Below are 18,395 nucleotides of genomic sequence, written 5' to 3' on the forward strand. Positions count from 1 at the left end.
TTGAATTATTGTACGAATACAGAAAATGCTTCCGCACCATTATTACCATCGGTAAGGCTTTGTACCACACCGTTTTTCCATAACCGGGCTACAGCTTTATAGCCGGTCCCGATGCGCTCCATTCCTGCTACGTATACATCACCACCTGATACATACACACTATTTCCATACCCATCTACGGTACCACTACTAAGATGCTGCGCCACGCCGTTCTTCCATAATTTGGCGACATACACGGTACCATTGTACTCCGATCCGGCAACATACACATCACCGGCGGAAACAACTATTTTATTGGCAAAACCATTATTCGCGCCATTCCCCAGATTTTGCGCCACGCCATTTTTCCAGCTCCTGGCCACAAATTTGTTCCCGTTGTATGTATAGCCCGCTGCATATACATCGCCTTTCGAAACGTAAACGCTGTTCGCATACTCATTCAACGTTCCATCGGAAAGGTTTTGTGCCACCCCGTTCTTCCAGATTTTAGCGACATGTATAAAATTAACAAGCTCAAATCCTGCTACATACACGTCAGTTCCTGCAACAAATACCTCTTTTGCGATGGCGTCGCTTGTGCCATTGGTAAGATTTTGCGCCACGCCATTTTTCCATAGTTTTGCCACGCCGCCATTCCGGTGATTTCCTGGCCGGTCACATATACATCGGTACCAGCAACAAATACACTATTTGCGAAAGTCGTATTGGCCCCTGTTTCAAGCTTCTGGGCCACGCCGTTTTTCCATAACCTGGCTACGCCGATCGTGCCATCAGATCCATCTCCTGCAACATACACATCGTTTCCCGACACAAAAACGGAAGCGGCGCTGGCATCGGTCGCACCATCGGTAAGACGTTGGGCTTTGCCGTCTTTCCATATCGTGGCCACACCACTACTATTCTTAGCTTCATACCCCACTACCCAAACAGCACCCGGCTGATTGTTGCTGTCGCCCTCATCTTTTATATCGGATTTTGAACAGCCCGCTATACATGCTATAAAAAATAGTGACAGCAGCAATTGAGTGGTTGATTTTCTCATCGTTATGGATTTTTTATTACCGCATAAAAATAAATGAGCTTACAGATGGGGGCAATCATTAAAAAAGATGATTTCCGGATGAGGAAGGGAAATTATGAAAGGGTCATTCATTCACCTTTCCAATGGACCGGAAGGCTTGTCAAGCTGTTTGTGACCCACCGCGAATAACATCTCCGTTTTACAAATAATAAATGCCGGAAGCCACCCTGTTTTTGCAAAAGATGCCAAAATCTATTAAATAAATACTTTATGTATTATACTTTTTAAACATTTAAAATGTACACCGGACGCTTTTAAACTACTCCCGCCCGCGGCGATTGTAATTCCGATTTTAGCAACAAAACCATCAGCATTACAAACACTATGACAACGAACACCTACTTAATCATCGGCGGGATCGCCCTCGTATTCATGGCATACCTGATTTTCCTGAAAACGATCATGAAGAAAAGAAATGACAAACAATTAGCGGCATTTAACGCCAATCATTCCGGCCAACCATTAACCGAAGAACAAAAAAGACTGCTCGCATTCGGAGGGATCCTGTTTTACTACCGGGGAGAAAAAATCCTCGGCATCAAACCCGAAAGTAACATCAATGAATATATCGGAGGGTTGCAGCAGCAATGGGAAATCACCAACAGCGCCGAGGCGAAAGACACCCTGAATGGCTTGCTCGCATTGCAGCGGAGCACGGAATTCGAGCCTATTTTCCTTCAGCCGTCGAAGGAGTTAAGCGGCATTCAGAAAGATATCGCCAAAGGCCTGGGGCTCGATTTGGCCAGTGTTGCACAGGTAAAATCCGCCTATGCCTGGGATATCTGCCGGGCGGTATCTTTGGCAAAATGGTGCTATTGGGCTGGCTATTTAACGGAAAACGAAACCTGGGGAGTGATGAAAGCTGCGTCTGAAATCGCAGCCACCAAAGGAAAAAACTGGTCGGATTACACCGTCTCATTTTTATTGGGCAGAACGATACAAGGTTTTGATTTAGAAGATCTGATCATAACAACCAAACAAATACTTACTGGCAAAGGGCCCGCATTACGGAAAATCGAGGATGTGGACATATATACCAGGTTTGCATTCCTGAACTAATCCAGATCCCTTTACCTCGTCTCATATAATATCGCCGCCCTGCCCCGGAGCTTCCGGGGCAGGGCGGTTTTCCATTCGAAAGCGCCGGAAATTTCCTGCAATCCGGCCAGGCAGTCGAAAATACCCTGACAATATTTACCGGTTCGGATGCGGACCTTCCGCATACGGCGCGTTGCACACGGTGCCGGCAACGCCATCAACCATTCGGTGTTACGATCTTGCGCGAAGGAGCTACCGACGGCGATGGTTGCACAACCTCATGACCGGACGCCATCGTTCCTGGCGTTACTCCTGCGTGAGAAACTCAAAAAAACGAAATCCCCTTTTTTTGTATATTTATTGCGGGGAAAAATTGTCTTACCGTATTGTTGGAACTTACACCTGATACCGAAAAGGAACTACTGCATGAGGTAGCGGCCGGGAGCGAGCGGGCATTTGCAGCACTGTTCAATGCCTACCGGAAGAAACTCTACACCAATATTTACCGTCTCACCGAATCCCGCCAGACGGCGGAAGACACCGTTCATGAAGTTTTTCTGAAAGTATGGCTCAACCGGGCGTCCCTCACCAACGTCGATAACTTCGGTGCATATCTCCAGCGCATGGCCCGCAACCAGGCCATTAGCGGCTTCAGGCGGATGGCGAAGGAAACGTTAATAATCAGTGAACTGAAAAAAGAAGAAGCCGGACAGGCCTTGACCACCCAGCCCCCGCAACCCGAGCACCAGCTGATGACCAAAGAGGTGAAGGCCTTCATCCGTCAGGCGGTCGACAAGCTGACGCCCCAGCAGAAATCGGTATACCTGCTCAGCCGCGACGGCGGGTTGAAAACCGACGAGATCGCCCGGCAGCTGGGGATTTCGCAGAACACCGCCAAAAAGCACCTGTCAGCCGCGCTCCACCACCTCCGCCGCGCCATCAGCGATACGTACGGCCCTTACGCAGTGGCACTGTACGTACTGTTCGATATTTGCCACCCCTGAAAACCTTCGCTACACCACTACGATTTTTACGGAAACTGGCGCAAGAAACATGATGAATAAAAAAATATGAAGCGCATCTACTCCTGTTTGGATTGCCGTGCGTCATATATGGCAGTACGGCACATAAAGTGCCTGTCAATATTAAACCGTGAATATGGATGCAGATCGACTCATCGAACTATTTGAACGGTACCTGGATAAAACCGCCGGCCCGGAAGACAGGGAAGCCCTGGCCGCCCTGGCATTGGCGGCGGAGAACGAGGAGAAGGTGAAGGAACTTATTCAACAGTCGTGGGAAAAGACGGGCGATGCCGAAGATATGTCCGAAGCGGCCGCAGCCGCAATGTTGTCGGGCATCCTGCGGCATGAAGGCAGCCAGGTCATCACGCAAACCGCCAAAATCGCCAGGTTCCGCATACTGCGCCGGATCGCGATCGCCGCCAGCGTGCTCGTTATCACAGGTGTAGCCCTTTGGATATGGATGCTGCGGCCGGCTGGCCCGCAAAGCGACGAGATGGCCGGCCTGCGCGACGTGCAGGCTCCCGGCGCGGTGAAAGCGATGATCACCCTGGCAAACGGGCAACGCATCGCGCTGGACAGTGCCGCCAACGGCCTGTTGGCCAAACAGGGCGATGTGGATGTGCTGCGCGACGACAACGGGGATATCCGGTTTGCCGATAACGGGCCCGCCGAGGATGAAGTGACTTACAATACGCTCTCCAACCCCCGCGGCAGCAAAGTGGCCATCATCAGGCTGGCAGACGGTACACGGGTATGGCTCAACAGCGCGTCCAGCCTGCGCTTTTTCAGTGGCGTAGGGAAAGGCGAGCGGAAAGTGGAGCTGAACGGCGAGGCTTATTTCGAAGTAGCCAAAGACCCTGCGCACAGGTTCGTTGTTAACTCGGGGACCACCACCACCGAAGTGCTCGGCACCCATTTCAATGTTAATAGCTACAACGACGAGCCCGCCGCGCGGGTGACGCTGCTGGAGGGCTCCGTGAAGGTGAAGCAGGGACAGGCCTCCGCCGTCCTCCAGCCCGGCCAGCAGGCGCAGGTAACGGCCAGGATCGATGTGCGCGCAGCCGACACCGATGCCGCCGTGGCATGGAAGAACGGCATCTTCCACTTCCAGGACCAGCCGCTGCCCACCGTACTGAAACAGGTGGCCCGCTGGTACGACATTCAAATCGTATATGAAAAAGGGGTACCCGACATTACGTTCTTCGGGGAAATAGAAAGCAACGTAAGCCTGGCGCAGATGCTGCATCTGCTGGAGCGTTCGGGCGTGCGGTTTACCATGGACATTCAAAAGAGACAACTCATCATACACTAGACATCCGCAAGCAAAGCCAGGGCCATAAAAAAGGCCGGAAGTGGGTCGAAGCACTACCGGCCGGAATCTGGTCGCGTCCTAAACGCATGTCCGCGAAGACTGCTTATTTATCAACCAAATCCTTGCAAAAGTATGCAAAGAAATGCTTATTCCGAAGGCCCGGGAAGTTATGCCCGCCACCAACCAGATCTACCAGGCAGCCGCCTGCAAACGACCGTAATGCGCATCAGGAACAACATCCTCCCACCCGTCGTTTTCCTGCTTTTGGCATGCTGCCTGATGGCATCCGTGAATGCCCGCGCCCAAACGGTTACGCTCAAAGGCACCGACCTTTCCCTGCAAAAAGTGCTGGCTGCTGTAAAGTCGCAGACAGGCTACAGCGCCACCGGCAATAAAGACATCTTCGTCCGCGCCCGCCCCGTAACGGTAGATGTGAAGAAAATGGCCCTGCCGGCGTTTCTGGATCTCGTATTCAAAAACCAACCATTAATTTATGAGATCATGGGCCGCACGATCATCGTATCGTGGAAAAATGAAGGCGTAACACCGGCGAGGCCGGCGCCGGTGTACAGCGCCACCGTCGAGATCAGGGGGCGGGTGTTCAATGAAAAGAACGAACCCATTCCCGGCGCCACGGTAGGCACGTTGGGTGGCCCCATCTCTGTGGCCACCAACGACGGGGGTTATTTCTCCATTTTCGCCGACCGCGGAGACGCTACGCTGGTGGTGTCTGCCATCGGGTACGAACGCCGCGAGGTAAAGGGCAATCCCGCGCTGCCGTTCAACACCATCGTGCTGAAAGTGCAGATCACCGAGTTGAAAGCGGTGGTGGTGGAACAGTTGAACACGGGATACCAGCTCCTCTCCCGCGAAAGGGCCACGGGCGCGTTCAGTAAACCGGATATGGAAGTGGTGAGAAACCGTACCAGCACGATGGACGTGATCGGGCGGCTCGAAGGGCTGGTGCCGGGTTTGGTCTTGTCGCCCACGCGCGCTACCAATACCAGCCGCTACAACGGCAACTCCACGATCATGAGCACCATCCGGGGGAAGGCATCCGTATTGCTGACCGCCGATCCGCTTTATGTGGTCAATGGGGTGATTGTGCCCGACTTCAGCGCCCTCAACCCGGACGATATCGAGGACATTACGATCCTCAAAGACGCGGCCGCCGCGGCGATCTGGGGCGCCAGGGCGTCTAACGGCGTAGTGGTGGTGTCGACCAAATCGGGGAACAAAAACAAAAGGCTGTCGGTCAACTACAGCGGCTTCGTCAACTATTCCGGCCGGCCGCATTACGGCAAGATACCAGTGATGGACAGCCGCCAGTACATCCAGGCCGCCCGCGAAACCTTCGATCCCGAAGCCAATCCCTGGGCCGCGCTCACCTACGAAGTAGTGGCCCCGCACGATCAGGTCCTGTACGACCAGTACCGCGGGAAAATTTCCGCGGAACAGGCCAACAAAAGTCTCGACAGCCTCGCGTCGATGAACAACATGGGGCAAATCCGGGAACTGTGGCAACGGCCGGCCATGACCACCAACCATACCGTTTCCGTCGGCGGGGGCAACAATACCTACAGCTTCTACGGCTCGCTGGGTTACACCGGCGTCCAGGATAACAATCCCGGCAATAAGGACAACGCTTTCAAACTGAATTTCAACCAGAAGCTGCATGTGGGCAAGCGGGTGGACGTCAGCCTCAGCACCTCGCTGGTCAACCGCGACACCCGCGGCAAAAACATCATCACCATCGGCAACGATTTCCTCCCTTACCAAATGTTCCGCGACGCAAACGGCAATGCGCTGGCCATGAATTACCTCAGCGGTTACCAGGACTCCCTGCGCCTCGACTACCAGGAAAGAAGCGGGATCAACCTCGACTATTATCCGCTGAACGAAATCGAAAAGAGCTATACCAAACGCAGCACCCTTTCGGCCAACATCACCGCCAACATCGCCGTGGCCATCTGGAAGGGACTGCGCTTCAACGGTTCCTATGGCTACCAGACCGCCCCGGGCACCAGTTCTTCTTTCGCCGACAACAGCATCTTCTCCGTCCGCCAAACGGCCCTGAGCCTGACCGAAGTACCAGGCCCCGGCGTCGCGCCCATATACCATTTCCCGCAAAACGGCGGGGTGTTCATGACCGGTGAAAACAACTCCCGCAACTGGACGGTCCGCAATCAGCTCATTTATGAAGCCAGGCCGCGTAAGGGCGAAGACAATATCCTCGTACAGGTAGGCCAGGAAGCCCAGGAAACCAGCATGCATTCCAATACCACCACGCTCCTGGGGTACGATGAGGCGTTGGGCACCTTTGCGGCGATCGACTGGAAACGGATGCAGAACGGCATCCCCGGAACGATTACCGGTTACGGCTTTTTGCCATACCAGGCGTTCTTCCCCATGAAGGAAAAATCGCGCTTCATCTCTTATTTCGGGCTGGCCAGCTATACCTTCAGGCAGAAGTACAGCCTGGATGCCAGCTGGCGGCAGGATTACAGCAGCCAGTTCGGCAGCGACCTCGCCAGCCAGAACAAACCCGTGTGGAGCATCGGCGGCAAATGGCAGATGGGCAAAGAGCCGTTCATGCAACCGCTGACCTGGCTCAACGAGCTGGGCCTGCGTGCCACGTATGGCCTTACCGGCAACTCGCCCTATATCGGTTCTGCCTCTACCTACGACGTGCTGCGGGTCATCAACGCGTCTTCGCAGGCGGGCATCATCGCCGGGGATGCGCTGACGCTCGGCCAACCGGCCAACCGCGGCCTGGCATGGGAAGCCACCCGCACCATCAACTTCGGGATCGATTTCAGCGTGCTCAACCGGCGGCTGGGCGGCAGCATCAACGTGTATCACCGCAAAACCACCGACATGCTCGGTTCCAAACCCCTCAACCCGTTTACCGGCCATCCCAATATTACGGGGAACCTGGGCGAACTCACCAACCAGGGTGTGGAATTGTCGCTGACGTCTGCCAACATCGCCGGGAAAGATTTCCGGTGGACGAGCAGCTTCCAGCTGGGGTATAACCGGAACAAGCTGGTTTCTTACGGGCCGGTGCTGCCCTGGATGAATACCGCCAGCCAGCGGCTCGGCGCCAGCTACGTGACCGGCTACCCGTTGAGCCCGCTTTTCGCCTATCGATACGCCGGCCTCGATAACCTCGGCGATCCGCAGATCCATACGGCGAAAGACGGGGTGACCAAAAGCCCGGGTGCCGCCGCGGCAGACGACGTAGTGTTTCTTGGCACGCGCCAGGCGCCATACAACGGGGGCCTCACGAACGTTTTCAGCTATAAGCGGTTTTCGCTGAGCGCCAACATCGTCGGCAGCTTCGGCGCCGTGATGCGTGCGCCGGTAAACCAGCTGTACAACGGCAGGATGGCTACCCGCTCCAACTTCGGGACGGCGAACTACTCCGTGCAATTCCTCGACCGCTGGAAGCAACCCGGAGACGAAGCCCGCATCCAGGTGCCTTCTTACGTGGCGAGCCCGTCGGTCGATTATGGCCGCCGGAACGTAGATTATTACAAATTCGCCGACATCAATGTGGTGAGCGCATCCTACATCAAACTGCGCGACGTTACGCTGAACTACAGCCTGCCCGCCTCCGTGCTGGAGCTGCTGAAGGTGCAATCGCTCAGCTGCTACCTTCAAACCAGCAATTACCTGATCTGGGCGGCCAACAGGGACCGCATCGATCCCAGCTGGCAGAGCGGTTCGCCGCTGCATAGTTACGCGCTCGGCGCCAATCTTTCTTTCTAAATCGATAAACGCAACCAGATGAAAAAAACGATCCTCTATATATTCCTGGTCTCCACCACCATGGCCTGCAAAAAAAGCTGGCTGGAGATCGTGCCGATGGGCCAGCGGGTGGCTACGAACGTGAAAGATTACGAGTTGATGATGAACGATCCTGCGTATTATCTCTACGCCTGGTCAGGCGGCTGGCAGGAGCCGTTGTTTATGGGAGACGAGATTGCGGCGGAAGGCAGCTATTTCCTGAACCGGAACCTCTTTAAGGAAAGATTGTTCCAATGGGCGGACTCCATTTACCGCCTGAGCGAGGAAACCGCCCCGGCCATCAATCTCCACAACAGCCAATTGTACAACCTGAACAAGATCATCAACGAGGTGATGGAGACGGAAGGCGGCACCCCGCAGCAAAAGTCCGCCATCCGCGCCGAAGCGCTGGCCACGCGTGCATGGAGCTATTTCAACATGGCGAACTATTACTGCAAGCCATATGTGGCCGCCACGGCAGCGGCCGACGCAGGCTTCCCCATCATCACTATGGCCGACGTGAACGTCGCGGAATTCAGCCGCGGCACATTGCAGCAGACCTATGATTTCATCATCAGCGACCTGAAAGAGGCGATCAAAAGCCTGCCGGCCACCCCCCCGGTAGCCACGCATATGAGCCGGCCTGCGGCCGAAGGGCTCCTGGGCAAGGTGTACCTGTTCATGGGCAAACCCGCCGAAGCGCTGCCTTACCTGGAAAGCGCCCTCGCACAGGTGTCCGCCAACGGCAGTCCAACGCTCTACGATTACAACGAAACGCTGGCGCCGGGAGGATCATTCCTTCCCATCGATATCATGAACGGCCCCCGTTCGCCCTTCCAGAACCCTTCCGACGTACGGGAAGCCGTGGTGTCCAAGGTCTGGAACTGCGGCCCGTATGTGCAATTCACCCAGAGTGGCCTGGTGCTCACGCAGGAAGCGGCGGCGCTCTATGGCGCCGGCGACCTGCGCCTGCAATTCTACACCGCGCGCAACCCGGACAATACGCCCAACGCCGCCGGAAGGCTCCGCAAATACGGGCTGCAGTACGCCCGCTTCGGCCTCCAATTGCCGGAACTGTACCTGCTCAGCGCCGAATGCAAAGCACGGACGGGCAACCTCGCCGGCGCTGTGGCCGATGTGGAAACCCTGCGCCGGCACCGGATGCCCGTGGCCAACGCCGCGGTGCCCGCAACCACCGCGGTCAGCCAAAACGCGCTCGTCAAATTCATCATCGACGAACGTGTACGGGAATTCGCGATGGAAGGGTACCGTTGGTTCGACATGCGCCGCCTGTCTGTAGACCCGCTGTACGCGGGCTTCAGCGCCAAACACACGATCTACCATGCCAATGGCACGGTCTCGGAATACACATTATCATTACCTAACCGCCTGGTGCTTAAACTGCCGCGCAATATCATGGACGGCAATCCTGGCATGGCCAACAATCCTTAAAAACTTTCAAAAAAATAGAGATCATGATGACACTCAGACAAGTGTTAGCTGGCGGAGCCATGCTTACAATGACCGCTGCACCCTGCGCGCTGCAGGCGCAGCAACGCCCCTTCACCGTAAACGGACAAATGGGCAAAGACCAACAAGGCATGCTGACCTACCGCTACGAAAGCCTCAGCAAACTGTACCACGACTCCGTGAAAGTAAGCAACGGCGCTTTCCGGTTCAGCGGCCAGCTGGAAGAACCTGTAGCCATTACGCTCGTATTCATTCCCGCCGACCGTTCTGTCCAGGGCCAGTACAAGGAGATCTTCGCGGACCCCGCCACCGACCTCACCATGACCGGCAACGCCAACCTGCTCTCCACACAGGTGAAGGGCGGCCCGTCGCAGGTAGACCTGGATGCGCTATTCGAAGAATACAAAGTGCAGCTGGCCAAAGGGCCGGAGCTGGACAAGCAGTTCAAACAGTACCAGGAAGCCGGCGACGAGGAGAATATGAAAAAAGTCGGGCAGGAACTGCAGGCGCTTCGCGTGAAACGCCGCGAGATCCAGCAGGAGTTCGTTAAGACACATCCCAACAGCTTCGTCGGTTTCAGCCTCTGGGCCCGGCAGGTCGACGGTTTCATCCAGGACCCGTTGAAATATGAAGGAGAGTTCAACAGATACGCCCCCGCCATCCGCAACACGCCTTCCGGAAAGAAAGTGGCCGCCAACCTGGCAGTAGCCAAAAAGCTGGTACCGGGTGTGGCGGCGCCGGATTTTACGCTCAACGACACGAACGGCAAAGCCGTCTCTCTCGCCTCACTGAAAGGGAAGAATGTACTCCTCTGCTTCTGGAACCGCAACTTCATTCCCTTCGAGCCCTTTTCCTTCGCGCTCAACAAGATCAGCCGCCAGTGTAAAGACGATAACCTCGTGATCCTGACCGTATTCTGCAACGACGATCAGCAACGCTGGCTCACCGAAGTGGAAGATGCCGGTTTCGTTGCGCCCAACATCATCAACCTCATCCACCCGGTGAAGCAAACGGCTGATGCAGACACCTCCGCCATCGGCATGGCGTACAACCTCTCGCTGGGATTCATCCCCCACTCCTACCTAATCGGGACCGATGGTAAGATCCTCCTGCGCGACCTGAACCTGATCACCGATCCGGAAGTGGAAATCAAAAAAATCATAAACAAGTAACCATGAAAAAAATCCTGTTGATATGCGCCGTGGCATTGACGGCGGCGCAAACCCTCAGCGCGCAGAAACTATACTCTTTCCTGGACGTAGGCGAGCCGGTGAATCAGTATCCCGCGGCCACCTGGCTCAAAGGCAACGGCATCACCGCGTTCGATCAAGACAAAACCTACCTGATCGAGCTATGGGCCACCTGGTGCAAACCCTGCATCAAGTCGATGCCGCACATGAGCGCGCTGGCCGCGAAGTTCAAGGATAAGATCACTTTCATTTCGCAGGGCGTCTGGGAAAGCGATACCGCCAAAGTGCGGCAATTCATCGCCGATAACCCGGCATTTTTCGCCAACAACCTCGTGGCATTCGACGGCGAAAAGGATAAATCCCCTTTCGACCGGCATTGGCTCAAGCCATCCGGCACCTTCGGTATCCCGCGTACCTTCCTGATCCGCAACAACAAAATCGTCTGGATCACCAATCCATTCGATCTGACGGAGGAGCACCTCCAGCTGCTCGTAGAGGGCAAGCTGACGGTAGACCAGGCCAAGGCGATCGTTCAAAAAAATAAATCATGAAGAAAATCATTCTGACGCTGTTGCCCGGTTTTTACCTGGCAACGGCGTTTGCCCAGCAAGGCTGGCAGCATAAAGACCTCGCGGCAGACAGCATCTTCGGCGTCAGCACCCAGCAGGCCTACGAACTGCTGAAGGGGAAAAAAGGCAAGACGGTTCTGGTGGCGGTGATCGATTCCGGGATCGATTCGGTACATGCAGACCTGCGCCCCGTTTTGTGGCAAAACCCGCGCGAGCGAAAGAACGGGAAAGACGATGACCGCAACGGGTATGCCGACGACACGTTCGGCTGGAGTTTCCTCGGATCGGCCCGGGGCAGCATTCTCCACGAAAACGCGGAACTGACGCGATTCGTCCGCGACGGGCAGCGCCGGTTCCCGGACCTGGCCAATCTTCCTGCAGACACCAGCGGCCTGGCACTGTACAAAACGCGCCGCAAATTATGGCAGTCGGAACTGGCGAAGGCCAGGCTGCAACTCAACGGCGTAACCCGCATGAAAGTGATGACCGACAGCCTGCTGCTGGCCATCGGCAAGCCAGACCCAACCCGGGCAGACGTGCTCGCTTTTCAGCCCAACACGGTACAACAGGCATCGCTCCGGTCGATGTTGTTGAGAGGCAGCAAAGACTACCCCAGCATACTGGCCTGGAAGGCCAAGGAGATCGATGGCGCCTACGATCACTTCAAAACGGAAGTGGACCATAAATGGAACCTGGACCATAACCCGCGTGCAACGCTGGTAGGCGATAACTTGGCCGACCTGCACGAATCCCGCTACGGCACCGCCGACGCCATGGGCCCAGATGCCAGTCATGGTACGCACGTGGCCGGCATCATCGGCGCCCTCCGCGGCAACGCCCTCGGGCTGGACGGGGTGGCCGACAACGTCCGCATCATGAGCGTACGCGCCGTGCCCGACGGAGACGAGCGCGATAAAGACATCGCCAATGCTATCCGTTACGCCGTGGATAATGGCGCGAAGGTGATCAACATGAGCTTCGGCAAAGCGATCTCCCCCAACAAACCATTGGTGGACGAAGCGGTGAAATACGCCATGCAGAAGGACGTGCTCCTGGTACATGCTGCCGGCAACGACACCAAAGACCTCGACGTGATGGAGAACTATCCCAACCGCCGGTACGCCGATGGCAGTGGAGAGGCCGTCGCCTGGCTGGAAGTGGGCGCTTCCGGCCCCAAACTGGGTGATCATTTGCCGGCGGGCTTTTCCAATTATGGCAAACATACCGTAGACCTTTTCGCGCCCGGCGTGGCCATCTGGTCTGCCATGCCCCATAACAATTACGCCAATATGGACGGTACGAGCATGGCCGCACCGGTGGTAGCGGGTATTGCAGCGCTGATCCGGTCTTACTTTCCCCGGCTAACGGCGGTAGAAGTGAAAGAGATCATCATGGCGTCTGTGGTGAAATACGATGGCCCGGTCATCGACCGGAAAGCGGCAACACCGGGATGGATATCCTTCAGCGAATTGTCTGTTTCAGGAGGTGTGGCCAATGCCGCGAAAGCCATTGCGCTGGCGGCCGAAACCGCTGCGGAGCGCAAATGATATCGTGATTTTTTGGGGTAAAGACAGCCTGGGGCGGATGGGTCCCAGGCTGTCCCCTATTAGGATCGGGTTCTGGCAGTTAGCCGTAGTGGATAATTTCAATTAGAATTCATTAATATTCCTTACCCTTACATCTGGCATGGTATTGAAAATGTCTTGCATATATTTTCTATGATTGGCCCCCGCAAGAACGACCACTCTTTTCGCTCCCGCCTTTCTCGCCCTGGTTACAACATTTTCACACATCCCTTTATTTCTCATTATCCACCAATGTATTTTCGATAGCATTTCTTCTGTAGGAAAGTTCGCCATACCGTACATCTCCGGCAAATAGAAATCACCTGAAGCGGAGATGGCAGATGCTTCGTCTGTGTTCAACCATTCAGTTATGTTATTTGAAGAACTTTCGATATGCGCATATTTTTCATACCCCTTACTGATTTTATCCAAACCAGATTGTAATTCTTTTCTAAAAGACGCAGCGGTATCTTTTTTAAATACATTGAATTTCGTATCGAAAGCTACCCATGATGCTCCCCAATTCAAATCGTAATCCTGGCAATCCATGGGAAGCAATTCGTGCATTCCCATTTCCTGCATCATTGGAAATGCTATGAATGCATATTCGGAAGTTTTCAGTCTTTTCATGCTGCGCCCTGTTGTATCCAATTGAGGGCTAAGCAATTTATCGACATAGCTTTCAAGTTCAGCATCGGGCGTCTGCTGCAGGTAATTGAAAACTTGCCAGAATTGATAGTGGCCATTTGCAACATCTTGATTCAGATAGTAAGCATGGGCTAAATCCGTTTTTACCCGGTAGTCTTTGGGGTTTGACAGGGATAGTTTTTTTAAACTGTCAATTGCCCTGGGAAGTAACGCTGCTGCTATGCTTCGATTGTTCCTCAGCATATCCAGCCGTTTGATATTGTCCTGTTTACACCAATAATCCATCACAAGCCGTTCATCTTCCTTACTCAGGAATTCGCCAAAAAAAGCATCGGGTTTGAATTTTCTGATTTTATTATGCATGCCGGAAAAATCCTGCGCAGGGTACTTGCTGTAGTTATGGGAAACACCTATCAGCATAATGTCCACTTGTTGCGCCCGGGCGTTTATTGAAATGAAGAAAATAAATAAAATGAAATACTTCATATTTCTGCCTTTGTTTAAAGTGTTTGTCGGTTTGTGCAATCGTATTTTTCCATTGTCGACCCCAAAGGATAATAGTGCGTCACTTCCATCAGTGGTCCCGTTAACGTTGTTACGGTTAAATTATCAAAGAACACATCCTATGGGGGATCATTGTTCGTGTAGACTTAAAGATAACCACTTTTGTCCATCAATATGTATTCCCTATGCCTGAGTCTGCAGTTCATCCAGCTGGGTGGCAAGTTGTTTCACACCGTTATGGTCTTTTACGAAGTAATCGTATGCATATCGCACCGGTTGACCTGTTTTACGGACGGCCCTGATCCTACCTTCCTCAACGGGGGGCGCATCGCGGAAAATTGAAGATGTGGACATATATGCCAGGAATGCGTTCCTAAACCAGAGCTGCTGTTGCAGGCCTCCTTTCAAAAAAATAACCGCCCTGCCCGGAAGCTCCGGGGCAGGGCGGCTTTCAATTCAAAAGCGCTGGAAATTACATGCAATCCGGCCAGGAAGTCGAAAATGCCGGCCAGTCGCACACTTCTTCGTACATATCGAAGTGCAGGCCGGTGGGGCACCACTGTAAGACGGGCTGGTACCAGTCGTCGCAGATGTAAAAGGCGGCGCAAAACTCGGAATCCGGCAGGAAGTTGCGCTTTTCGCCATTGTGACCAAAGCAGCTACCGACCGGATAGGCTTCGCTGCGCATTACAAATCCGGAAACCAGTGCTACGCACAGCACGAGCACCATGCTCCATTTGAAAACATTCTTTTTCATGTTTGTTGGTTTTTTGGTGAATAAAAGAAGTGAAAGAAAAAAGCTGGCGGGTGCATGCAGCCACACAGCAAACCCAGCGGCCTTTGTGGCCCTTTTTTTTTACTGGCTGCGTCAATTAAATCGTCTGAAGGATATGCTACATCACGTAACCGCTGATGGTGATGTGGATGGAGCTGTTAAACGCGTTGGTCAGCAGGTAGGCCGATTGCGTGAAGGTTCCCTCTTTTGCTGCTTTGTAAGTGAGGCTCACCACCGTTTCCTCGCCGGGCAGGATGGGTTTTTTGGGCCAGTCTGCCGAAGTGCAGGTGCAGCCTACGCGCAGATCCTGGATGAGGAGGGGCTTTTTGCCGATATTCCTGATTTTGAAAGTGGCCTTAGGGCTTTGGTTGCGGTTTACTTCCCCGATATCGATTTTTGTTTCGCTGATGGCCACGTAGGGATCGTCGTATTGATCGTAACTGGCATTGCCCTGGAATTTGAGCTCGGCGCGCAGGGGCGCGTAGAGCATAGCTTCCAGCGGGCCTTTCCGGGCGAGGGCGCTGTCGGCGAAGCGGCGGGCCCGGGAGCTGTCGCCCAGTTTATCATGGAGTTTCGACAGCAGGTAATAGTTGAAGAAATAGCCTTGATCGGGAAGGGTTTGTTCGATGTTGTACAGGGCGTTGCGCATGCGGGCGGGATCGGGTTGGGCGTGCAGGGCCATGTAACCGTTAAATCCAGCGGCGAGCGTGCGCACGAGGGTGTCGTGCCCGAAGGGGAGCTTGGTGCGGCTGTGGCGGAAAATGGCGGTGTCGTTAGGATTGATGAGGGCCCTGGCGGCGAGGTTTTTTATTTTACCAGCATTACCGTTTTTGATGATGGTCAGCAGGGTACCATCGGGAGTGAAGAGCAGCGTAATGGGATAGGCTTTTTCGTAGAGCCATTGGTCGAGCCATTGGTTTTGGGGCTCCATGGCATTGAACCGGTAAACGAGATACTGTTCGAACACTTCCCGGAATTCATCTTCATGATTGGCGGCGTCCATCAATTTATCGCAGGAAGGGCATCCATCATATGTTACTACGGCCATCAGGTGTTTCTTTTCCACTGCGGCGGCATGCAGGGCTTCGCTCATGGAGCCGGACCTTACGGACATTTCGCGGGGAATGCGGGAACAGGAGATTTGGGTCAGACATAGCGCCACGGCCAGTCCTCGGTATAGGGACAACATTCTCATTGTATGTAATGGTTGGTTAGGGTAATCGAATTGCGTATCGTATATGACTCTAAACTATAATATATGACTGCGATAATGTTGCAGTGGGATTTTTTGTGGAAAGATGGAGGGATAGATTATTTGGGCAGATCCACTTTCCAGTGGCTCCAGCTTTTCATCGAAGATGCTACAATACAAATGTATTCTAGCTCCGCAGAACTGATATCCGCTTTAACCTGCCATAGTCATTAAAAAAACGTACAACACTGCAAGGTTGTGCGTTCTACATTATGGTACTTTTGGTACCTTTCTGCTGAAAATAAAATCCAAAAGATTTGAATAAAAAATGATTAGCCTACATATCATTGATTTGTAACCAAAGAGCCTGCGCAAACTGTACGGCGTTATTGTCAGCATATGCTTTTGCATGCTTTGTAATCGCGCAGCCCACTGAAAAGGAATGAAGCATTAAAGGATTTTGAAAGAAGGAATCAAAATTGAATTTATGAATTATTTAGGACAAGGTGAAGACCTGATAGCACGAGTGGCGGCGGAGTATAATTTACTTAGCGGGAAGCTGCTTTCAGTTGTTATTGCAGTTGACAATATTGGTATCGTAAATGTCGAGATCAAGTATCAATCGATCTATGCAAAGTCGAAGCTGAAAGTACTACTGGCATGCAAAAGTGTAATTTGTTATTCTTTTTTTTATCAGAACCGAAGCTACTTTGAGACTATTGAAGATTTTAAGTTTTTCAAATCTAATAAAGGGTTCTATCTATGTTTCGATCCGGATATCGAAACTGATCGATTTACAATATCGGAAACCGATCAGGATTTTATTTTATTTGAGAATCTGGAAGGTTATACTTTGGAATAATCCCTAAAGATGGCACCCATCGTCCGCGGAGCTGATACCGACCGCCATGACTTCGCTCCGCAGGGATTGCCTACAACCACGGCGACGACCACGTTCTACCGGAGAAGGGCGATTTGATCTACGATGCCCTCTTTAGCTGGCTAAACACCTGCAAAAGGAGAAGTACACCCGGCAACTCGATGAACAACATCTACTGCCATAAAATTACATTTATTTACCATGTGCGATTTTACGTATTCTGCAATCGCTTTTCACTATTTCTATATAAGCAACCCCTCCTCGCCTCCCCTTTGGGAGCGTTCCAGTTACTACCCAAACGCTATCTCCGATCAATTTTACTTCAAAGGGCTTCTGCCAATAAATGTTTTTCCCGAAAATTGGATACCAAATAGCTTCCGCTACTTTTCTAGCAGTTTCATGATCTGGAACATAGTCAGTTACGGCATTGCCTTTTTTCTGCGCACTCGCATTTCCTAAGGCAATGAGCATAAAAATGAATATAAAAGTTATTGCCTTCATTGTGTTTTCCTTTCTTCATTATACCATACTTTTTACCGCCTCTTTTCTCGATGTAAACAGGTTTAGTATCAACCGCTGGAACATTATTAACCCGTGTTGGGAAGTTTTGATGACTGGACACATCTTTTGCCACACCCTCCGGCTCAAAGTGTTTTTTTAGAGTTCACGTCATATTTCAATATTTTACCGGATGGTGTTAAAACAAATTCGTTTTGTTTAGTTCATTTGCGACGATTATATACTGAAACAATAATTCATTATACTAATGTTTCATTTTCCAGCAACTGAACCTCTTGGATTCTCGCTGGCCTTGGGCAACCGAGGAATCAGTCTGTTTCATTTTCAATCGAAATGTTAATTATAATACTCTTGAAGCTTTTTAATATCATTATTAAAAATGGGATATACCGATAAAACTCCTTCATTATTGGTATTGTAAAATCTCAACTTTACAGGAACTTGATCGTGTTTGAAACTCAGTGTATCTAATCCTCGTTTGCCTTTATTCTGATATGGAACTGATCTAATTTCCACTGCCATTATTCCAATTGAATCGATTCTGGATACCATTTCAGACCCATACCGATAAGTATACTCCACAGCGACTTTTTGTGCAGCTTCCCTATAAGTCTGTAACTCGTTTTCAAAAAAAATCAAATATCCAACTTTTCCCTCAATTTGACTGAGTGAGATAACTTCCTGTGCTTTTTTAACAGGAAAGAATATTTGCTGATCTCTATGAAGTAGCAGATAACCATATCTGACACTGATTACTCTGTCCTTCTTTACAAAGAGAGAATAATTACAGCCTAACGTTCCGAAAATCATTGTAAAAAGCAACGCGATTCGCATCATG

Annotated in this window: 16 protein-coding genes and 1 pseudogene; 10 read left to right on the plus strand and 7 right to left on the minus strand. The window is 52.3% G+C overall.

Annotation, left to right across the window (positions count from 1 at the left end; genetic code table 11):
* Window positions 1–5: 5 nt before the first annotated feature.
* Together ACQKLP_RS17610 and ACQKLP_RS17615 are read right to left on the minus strand one after the other, a co-directional pair.
* Window positions 6–626: a hypothetical protein gene (locus ACQKLP_RS17610; RefSeq protein WP_427324154.1), complete on the minus strand. Its 621-nt coding sequence runs from the start codon at window positions 624–626 to the stop codon at window positions 6–8.
* On the minus strand, window positions 524–1,042 hold the full coding sequence (locus tag ACQKLP_RS17615) for a hypothetical protein (RefSeq protein ID WP_427324155.1): 519 nt from the start codon (window positions 1,040–1,042) through the stop codon (window positions 524–526). The genes ACQKLP_RS17610 and ACQKLP_RS17615 overlap by 103 nt, the downstream gene beginning before the upstream one ends.
* A gap of 441 nt (window positions 1,043–1,483) precedes the next feature.
* On the opposite strand from ACQKLP_RS17615, the gene ACQKLP_RS17620 reads away from it, so the two are divergent.
* The 9 genes and pseudogenes from ACQKLP_RS17620 (at window position 1,484) to ACQKLP_RS17660 (ending at window position 13,021) form a co-directional block, all read left to right on the plus strand.
* Entirely contained in the window at window positions 1,484–2,140 is a 657-nt protein-coding gene (locus ACQKLP_RS17620) for a DUF1266 domain-containing protein (protein ID WP_427324156.1), read from the plus strand.
* A gap of 368 nt (window positions 2,141–2,508) precedes the next feature.
* Window positions 2,509–3,123: an RNA polymerase sigma factor gene (locus ACQKLP_RS17625; protein ID WP_427324157.1), complete on the plus strand. Its 615-nt coding sequence runs from the start codon at window positions 2,509–2,511 to the stop codon at window positions 3,121–3,123.
* Between the two features lie 154 nt (window positions 3,124–3,277).
* Window positions 3,278–4,456 carry a FecR family protein gene (locus tag ACQKLP_RS17630; protein ID WP_427324158.1) on the plus strand — a complete coding sequence of 393 codons (1,179 nt, stop codon included), beginning with the start codon at window positions 3,278–3,280 and terminating at the stop codon, window positions 4,454–4,456.
* Between the two features lie 132 nt (window positions 4,457–4,588).
* The gene (locus tag ACQKLP_RS17635) at window positions 4,589–8,227 is read left to right on the plus strand and encodes a SusC/RagA family TonB-linked outer membrane protein (RefSeq protein ID WP_427324159.1); all 3,639 of its coding nucleotides are present in this window, start codon (window positions 4,589–4,591) and stop codon (window positions 8,225–8,227) included.
* Window positions 8,228–8,245: 18 nt separating this feature from the next.
* On the plus strand, window positions 8,246–9,697 hold the full coding sequence (locus tag ACQKLP_RS17640; protein WP_427324161.1) for a RagB/SusD family nutrient uptake outer membrane protein: 1,452 nt from the start codon (window positions 8,246–8,248) through the stop codon (window positions 9,695–9,697).
* 68 nt (window positions 9,698–9,765) lie between these two features.
* A pseudogene (locus ACQKLP_RS17645) lies at window positions 9,766–10,083 on the plus strand (DUF4369 domain-containing protein); the annotation flags it as partial.
* 39 nt (window positions 10,084–10,122) lie between these two features.
* Complete coding sequence (locus tag ACQKLP_RS17650) at window positions 10,123–10,887, plus strand: peroxiredoxin family protein (RefSeq protein WP_427324368.1); 765 nt, start codon at window positions 10,123–10,125, stop codon at window positions 10,885–10,887.
* Window positions 10,888–10,889: 2 nt separating this feature from the next.
* Window positions 10,890–11,456: a TlpA disulfide reductase family protein gene (locus ACQKLP_RS17655; protein ID WP_427324163.1), complete on the plus strand. Its 567-nt coding sequence runs from the start codon at window positions 10,890–10,892 to the stop codon at window positions 11,454–11,456.
* Complete coding sequence (locus ACQKLP_RS17660) at window positions 11,453–13,021, plus strand: S8 family peptidase (RefSeq protein WP_427324164.1); 1,569 nt, start codon at window positions 11,453–11,455, stop codon at window positions 13,019–13,021. The genes ACQKLP_RS17655 and ACQKLP_RS17660 overlap by 4 nt, the downstream gene beginning before the upstream one ends.
* 102 nt (window positions 13,022–13,123) lie before the next feature.
* Here the strand turns inward: ACQKLP_RS17660 and ACQKLP_RS17665 are convergent, their stop codons facing one another.
* The 3 genes from ACQKLP_RS17665 to ACQKLP_RS17675 all read right to left on the minus strand — a co-directional run bounded on the left by ACQKLP_RS17665 (window position 13,124) and on the right by ACQKLP_RS17675 (window position 16,080).
* Window positions 13,124–14,173, minus strand: coding sequence for a DUF5694 domain-containing protein (locus ACQKLP_RS17665; protein ID WP_427324165.1), 1,050 nt, complete (start codon window positions 14,171–14,173; stop codon window positions 13,124–13,126).
* A gap of 490 nt (window positions 14,174–14,663) precedes the next feature.
* A complete protein-coding gene (locus tag ACQKLP_RS17670; RefSeq protein WP_427324166.1) occupies window positions 14,664–14,948 on the minus strand; it encodes a carbohydrate-binding module family 14 protein in 285 nt (94 codons plus the stop codon).
* A gap of 136 nt (window positions 14,949–15,084) precedes the next feature.
* A complete protein-coding gene (locus tag ACQKLP_RS17675) occupies window positions 15,085–16,080 on the minus strand; it encodes a DUF1573 domain-containing protein (RefSeq protein ID WP_427324167.1) in 996 nt (331 codons plus the stop codon).
* A 565-nt stretch (window positions 16,081–16,645) separates the two neighbouring features.
* Here ACQKLP_RS17675 and ACQKLP_RS17680 point away from each other — a divergent pair.
* Complete coding sequence (locus ACQKLP_RS17680; protein ID WP_427324169.1) at window positions 16,646–17,020, plus strand: hypothetical protein; 375 nt, start codon at window positions 16,646–16,648, stop codon at window positions 17,018–17,020.
* A gap of 210 nt (window positions 17,021–17,230) precedes the next feature.
* On the opposite strand, the gene ACQKLP_RS17685 is transcribed toward ACQKLP_RS17680, so the two are convergent.
* Both ACQKLP_RS17685 and ACQKLP_RS17690 read right to left on the minus strand, forming a co-directional pair.
* Window positions 17,231–17,539 carry a YbbC/YhhH family protein gene (locus tag ACQKLP_RS17685; protein ID WP_427324170.1) on the minus strand — a complete coding sequence of 103 codons (309 nt, stop codon included), beginning with the start codon at window positions 17,537–17,539 and terminating at the stop codon, window positions 17,231–17,233.
* A gap of 354 nt (window positions 17,540–17,893) precedes the next feature.
* Entirely contained in the window at window positions 17,894–18,394 is a 501-nt protein-coding gene (locus tag ACQKLP_RS17690; RefSeq protein WP_427324171.1) for a hypothetical protein, read from the minus strand.
* Window position 18,395: the final 1 nt, after the last annotated feature.

Source organism: Chitinophaga sp. NPDC101104 (assembly GCF_050277495.1).
Classification (GTDB): Bacteria; Bacteroidota; Bacteroidia; order Chitinophagales; family Chitinophagaceae; genus Chitinophaga.

Excerpts from the sequence above, each read along its gene's own strand:
- ACQKLP_RS17615 (WP_427324155.1), bottom strand. The coding sequence starts at position 1,042 with ATGAGAAAATCAACCACTCAATTGCTGCTGTCACTATTTTTTATAGCA.
- ACQKLP_RS17620 (WP_427324156.1), top strand. The coding sequence starts at position 1,484 with ATGAAGAAAAGAAATGACAAACAATTAGCGGCATTTAACGCCAATCAT.
- ACQKLP_RS17630 (WP_427324158.1), top strand. The coding sequence starts at position 3,278 with ATGGATGCAGATCGACTCATCGAACTATTTGAACGGTACCTGGATAAA.
- ACQKLP_RS17635 (WP_427324159.1), top strand. The coding sequence starts at position 4,589 with ATGCAAAGAAATGCTTATTCCGAAGGCCCGGGAAGTTATGCCCGCCAC.
- ACQKLP_RS17640 (WP_427324161.1), top strand. The coding sequence starts at position 8,246 with ATGAAAAAAACGATCCTCTATATATTCCTGGTCTCCACCACCATGGCC.
- ACQKLP_RS17655 (WP_427324163.1), top strand. The coding sequence starts at position 10,890 with ATGAAAAAAATCCTGTTGATATGCGCCGTGGCATTGACGGCGGCGCAA.
- ACQKLP_RS17660 (WP_427324164.1), top strand. The coding sequence starts at position 11,453 with ATGAAGAAAATCATTCTGACGCTGTTGCCCGGTTTTTACCTGGCAACG.
- ACQKLP_RS17665 (WP_427324165.1), bottom strand. The coding sequence starts at position 14,173 with ATGAAGTATTTCATTTTATTTATTTTCTTCATTTCAATAAACGCCCGG.
- ACQKLP_RS17670 (WP_427324166.1), bottom strand. The coding sequence starts at position 14,948 with ATGAAAAAGAATGTTTTCAAATGGAGCATGGTGCTCGTGCTGTGCGTA.
- ACQKLP_RS17675 (WP_427324167.1), bottom strand. The coding sequence starts at position 16,080 with ATGTCCGTAAGGTCCGGCTCCATGAGCGAAGCCCTGCATGCCGCCGCA.
- ACQKLP_RS17680 (WP_427324169.1), top strand. The coding sequence starts at position 16,646 with ATGAATTATTTAGGACAAGGTGAAGACCTGATAGCACGAGTGGCGGCG.
- ACQKLP_RS17685 (WP_427324170.1), bottom strand. The coding sequence starts at position 17,539 with ATGAAGGCAATAACTTTTATATTCATTTTTATGCTCATTGCCTTAGGA.
- ACQKLP_RS17690 (WP_427324171.1), bottom strand. The coding sequence starts at position 18,394 with ATGATGCGAATCGCGTTGCTTTTTACAATGATTTTCGGAACGTTAGGC.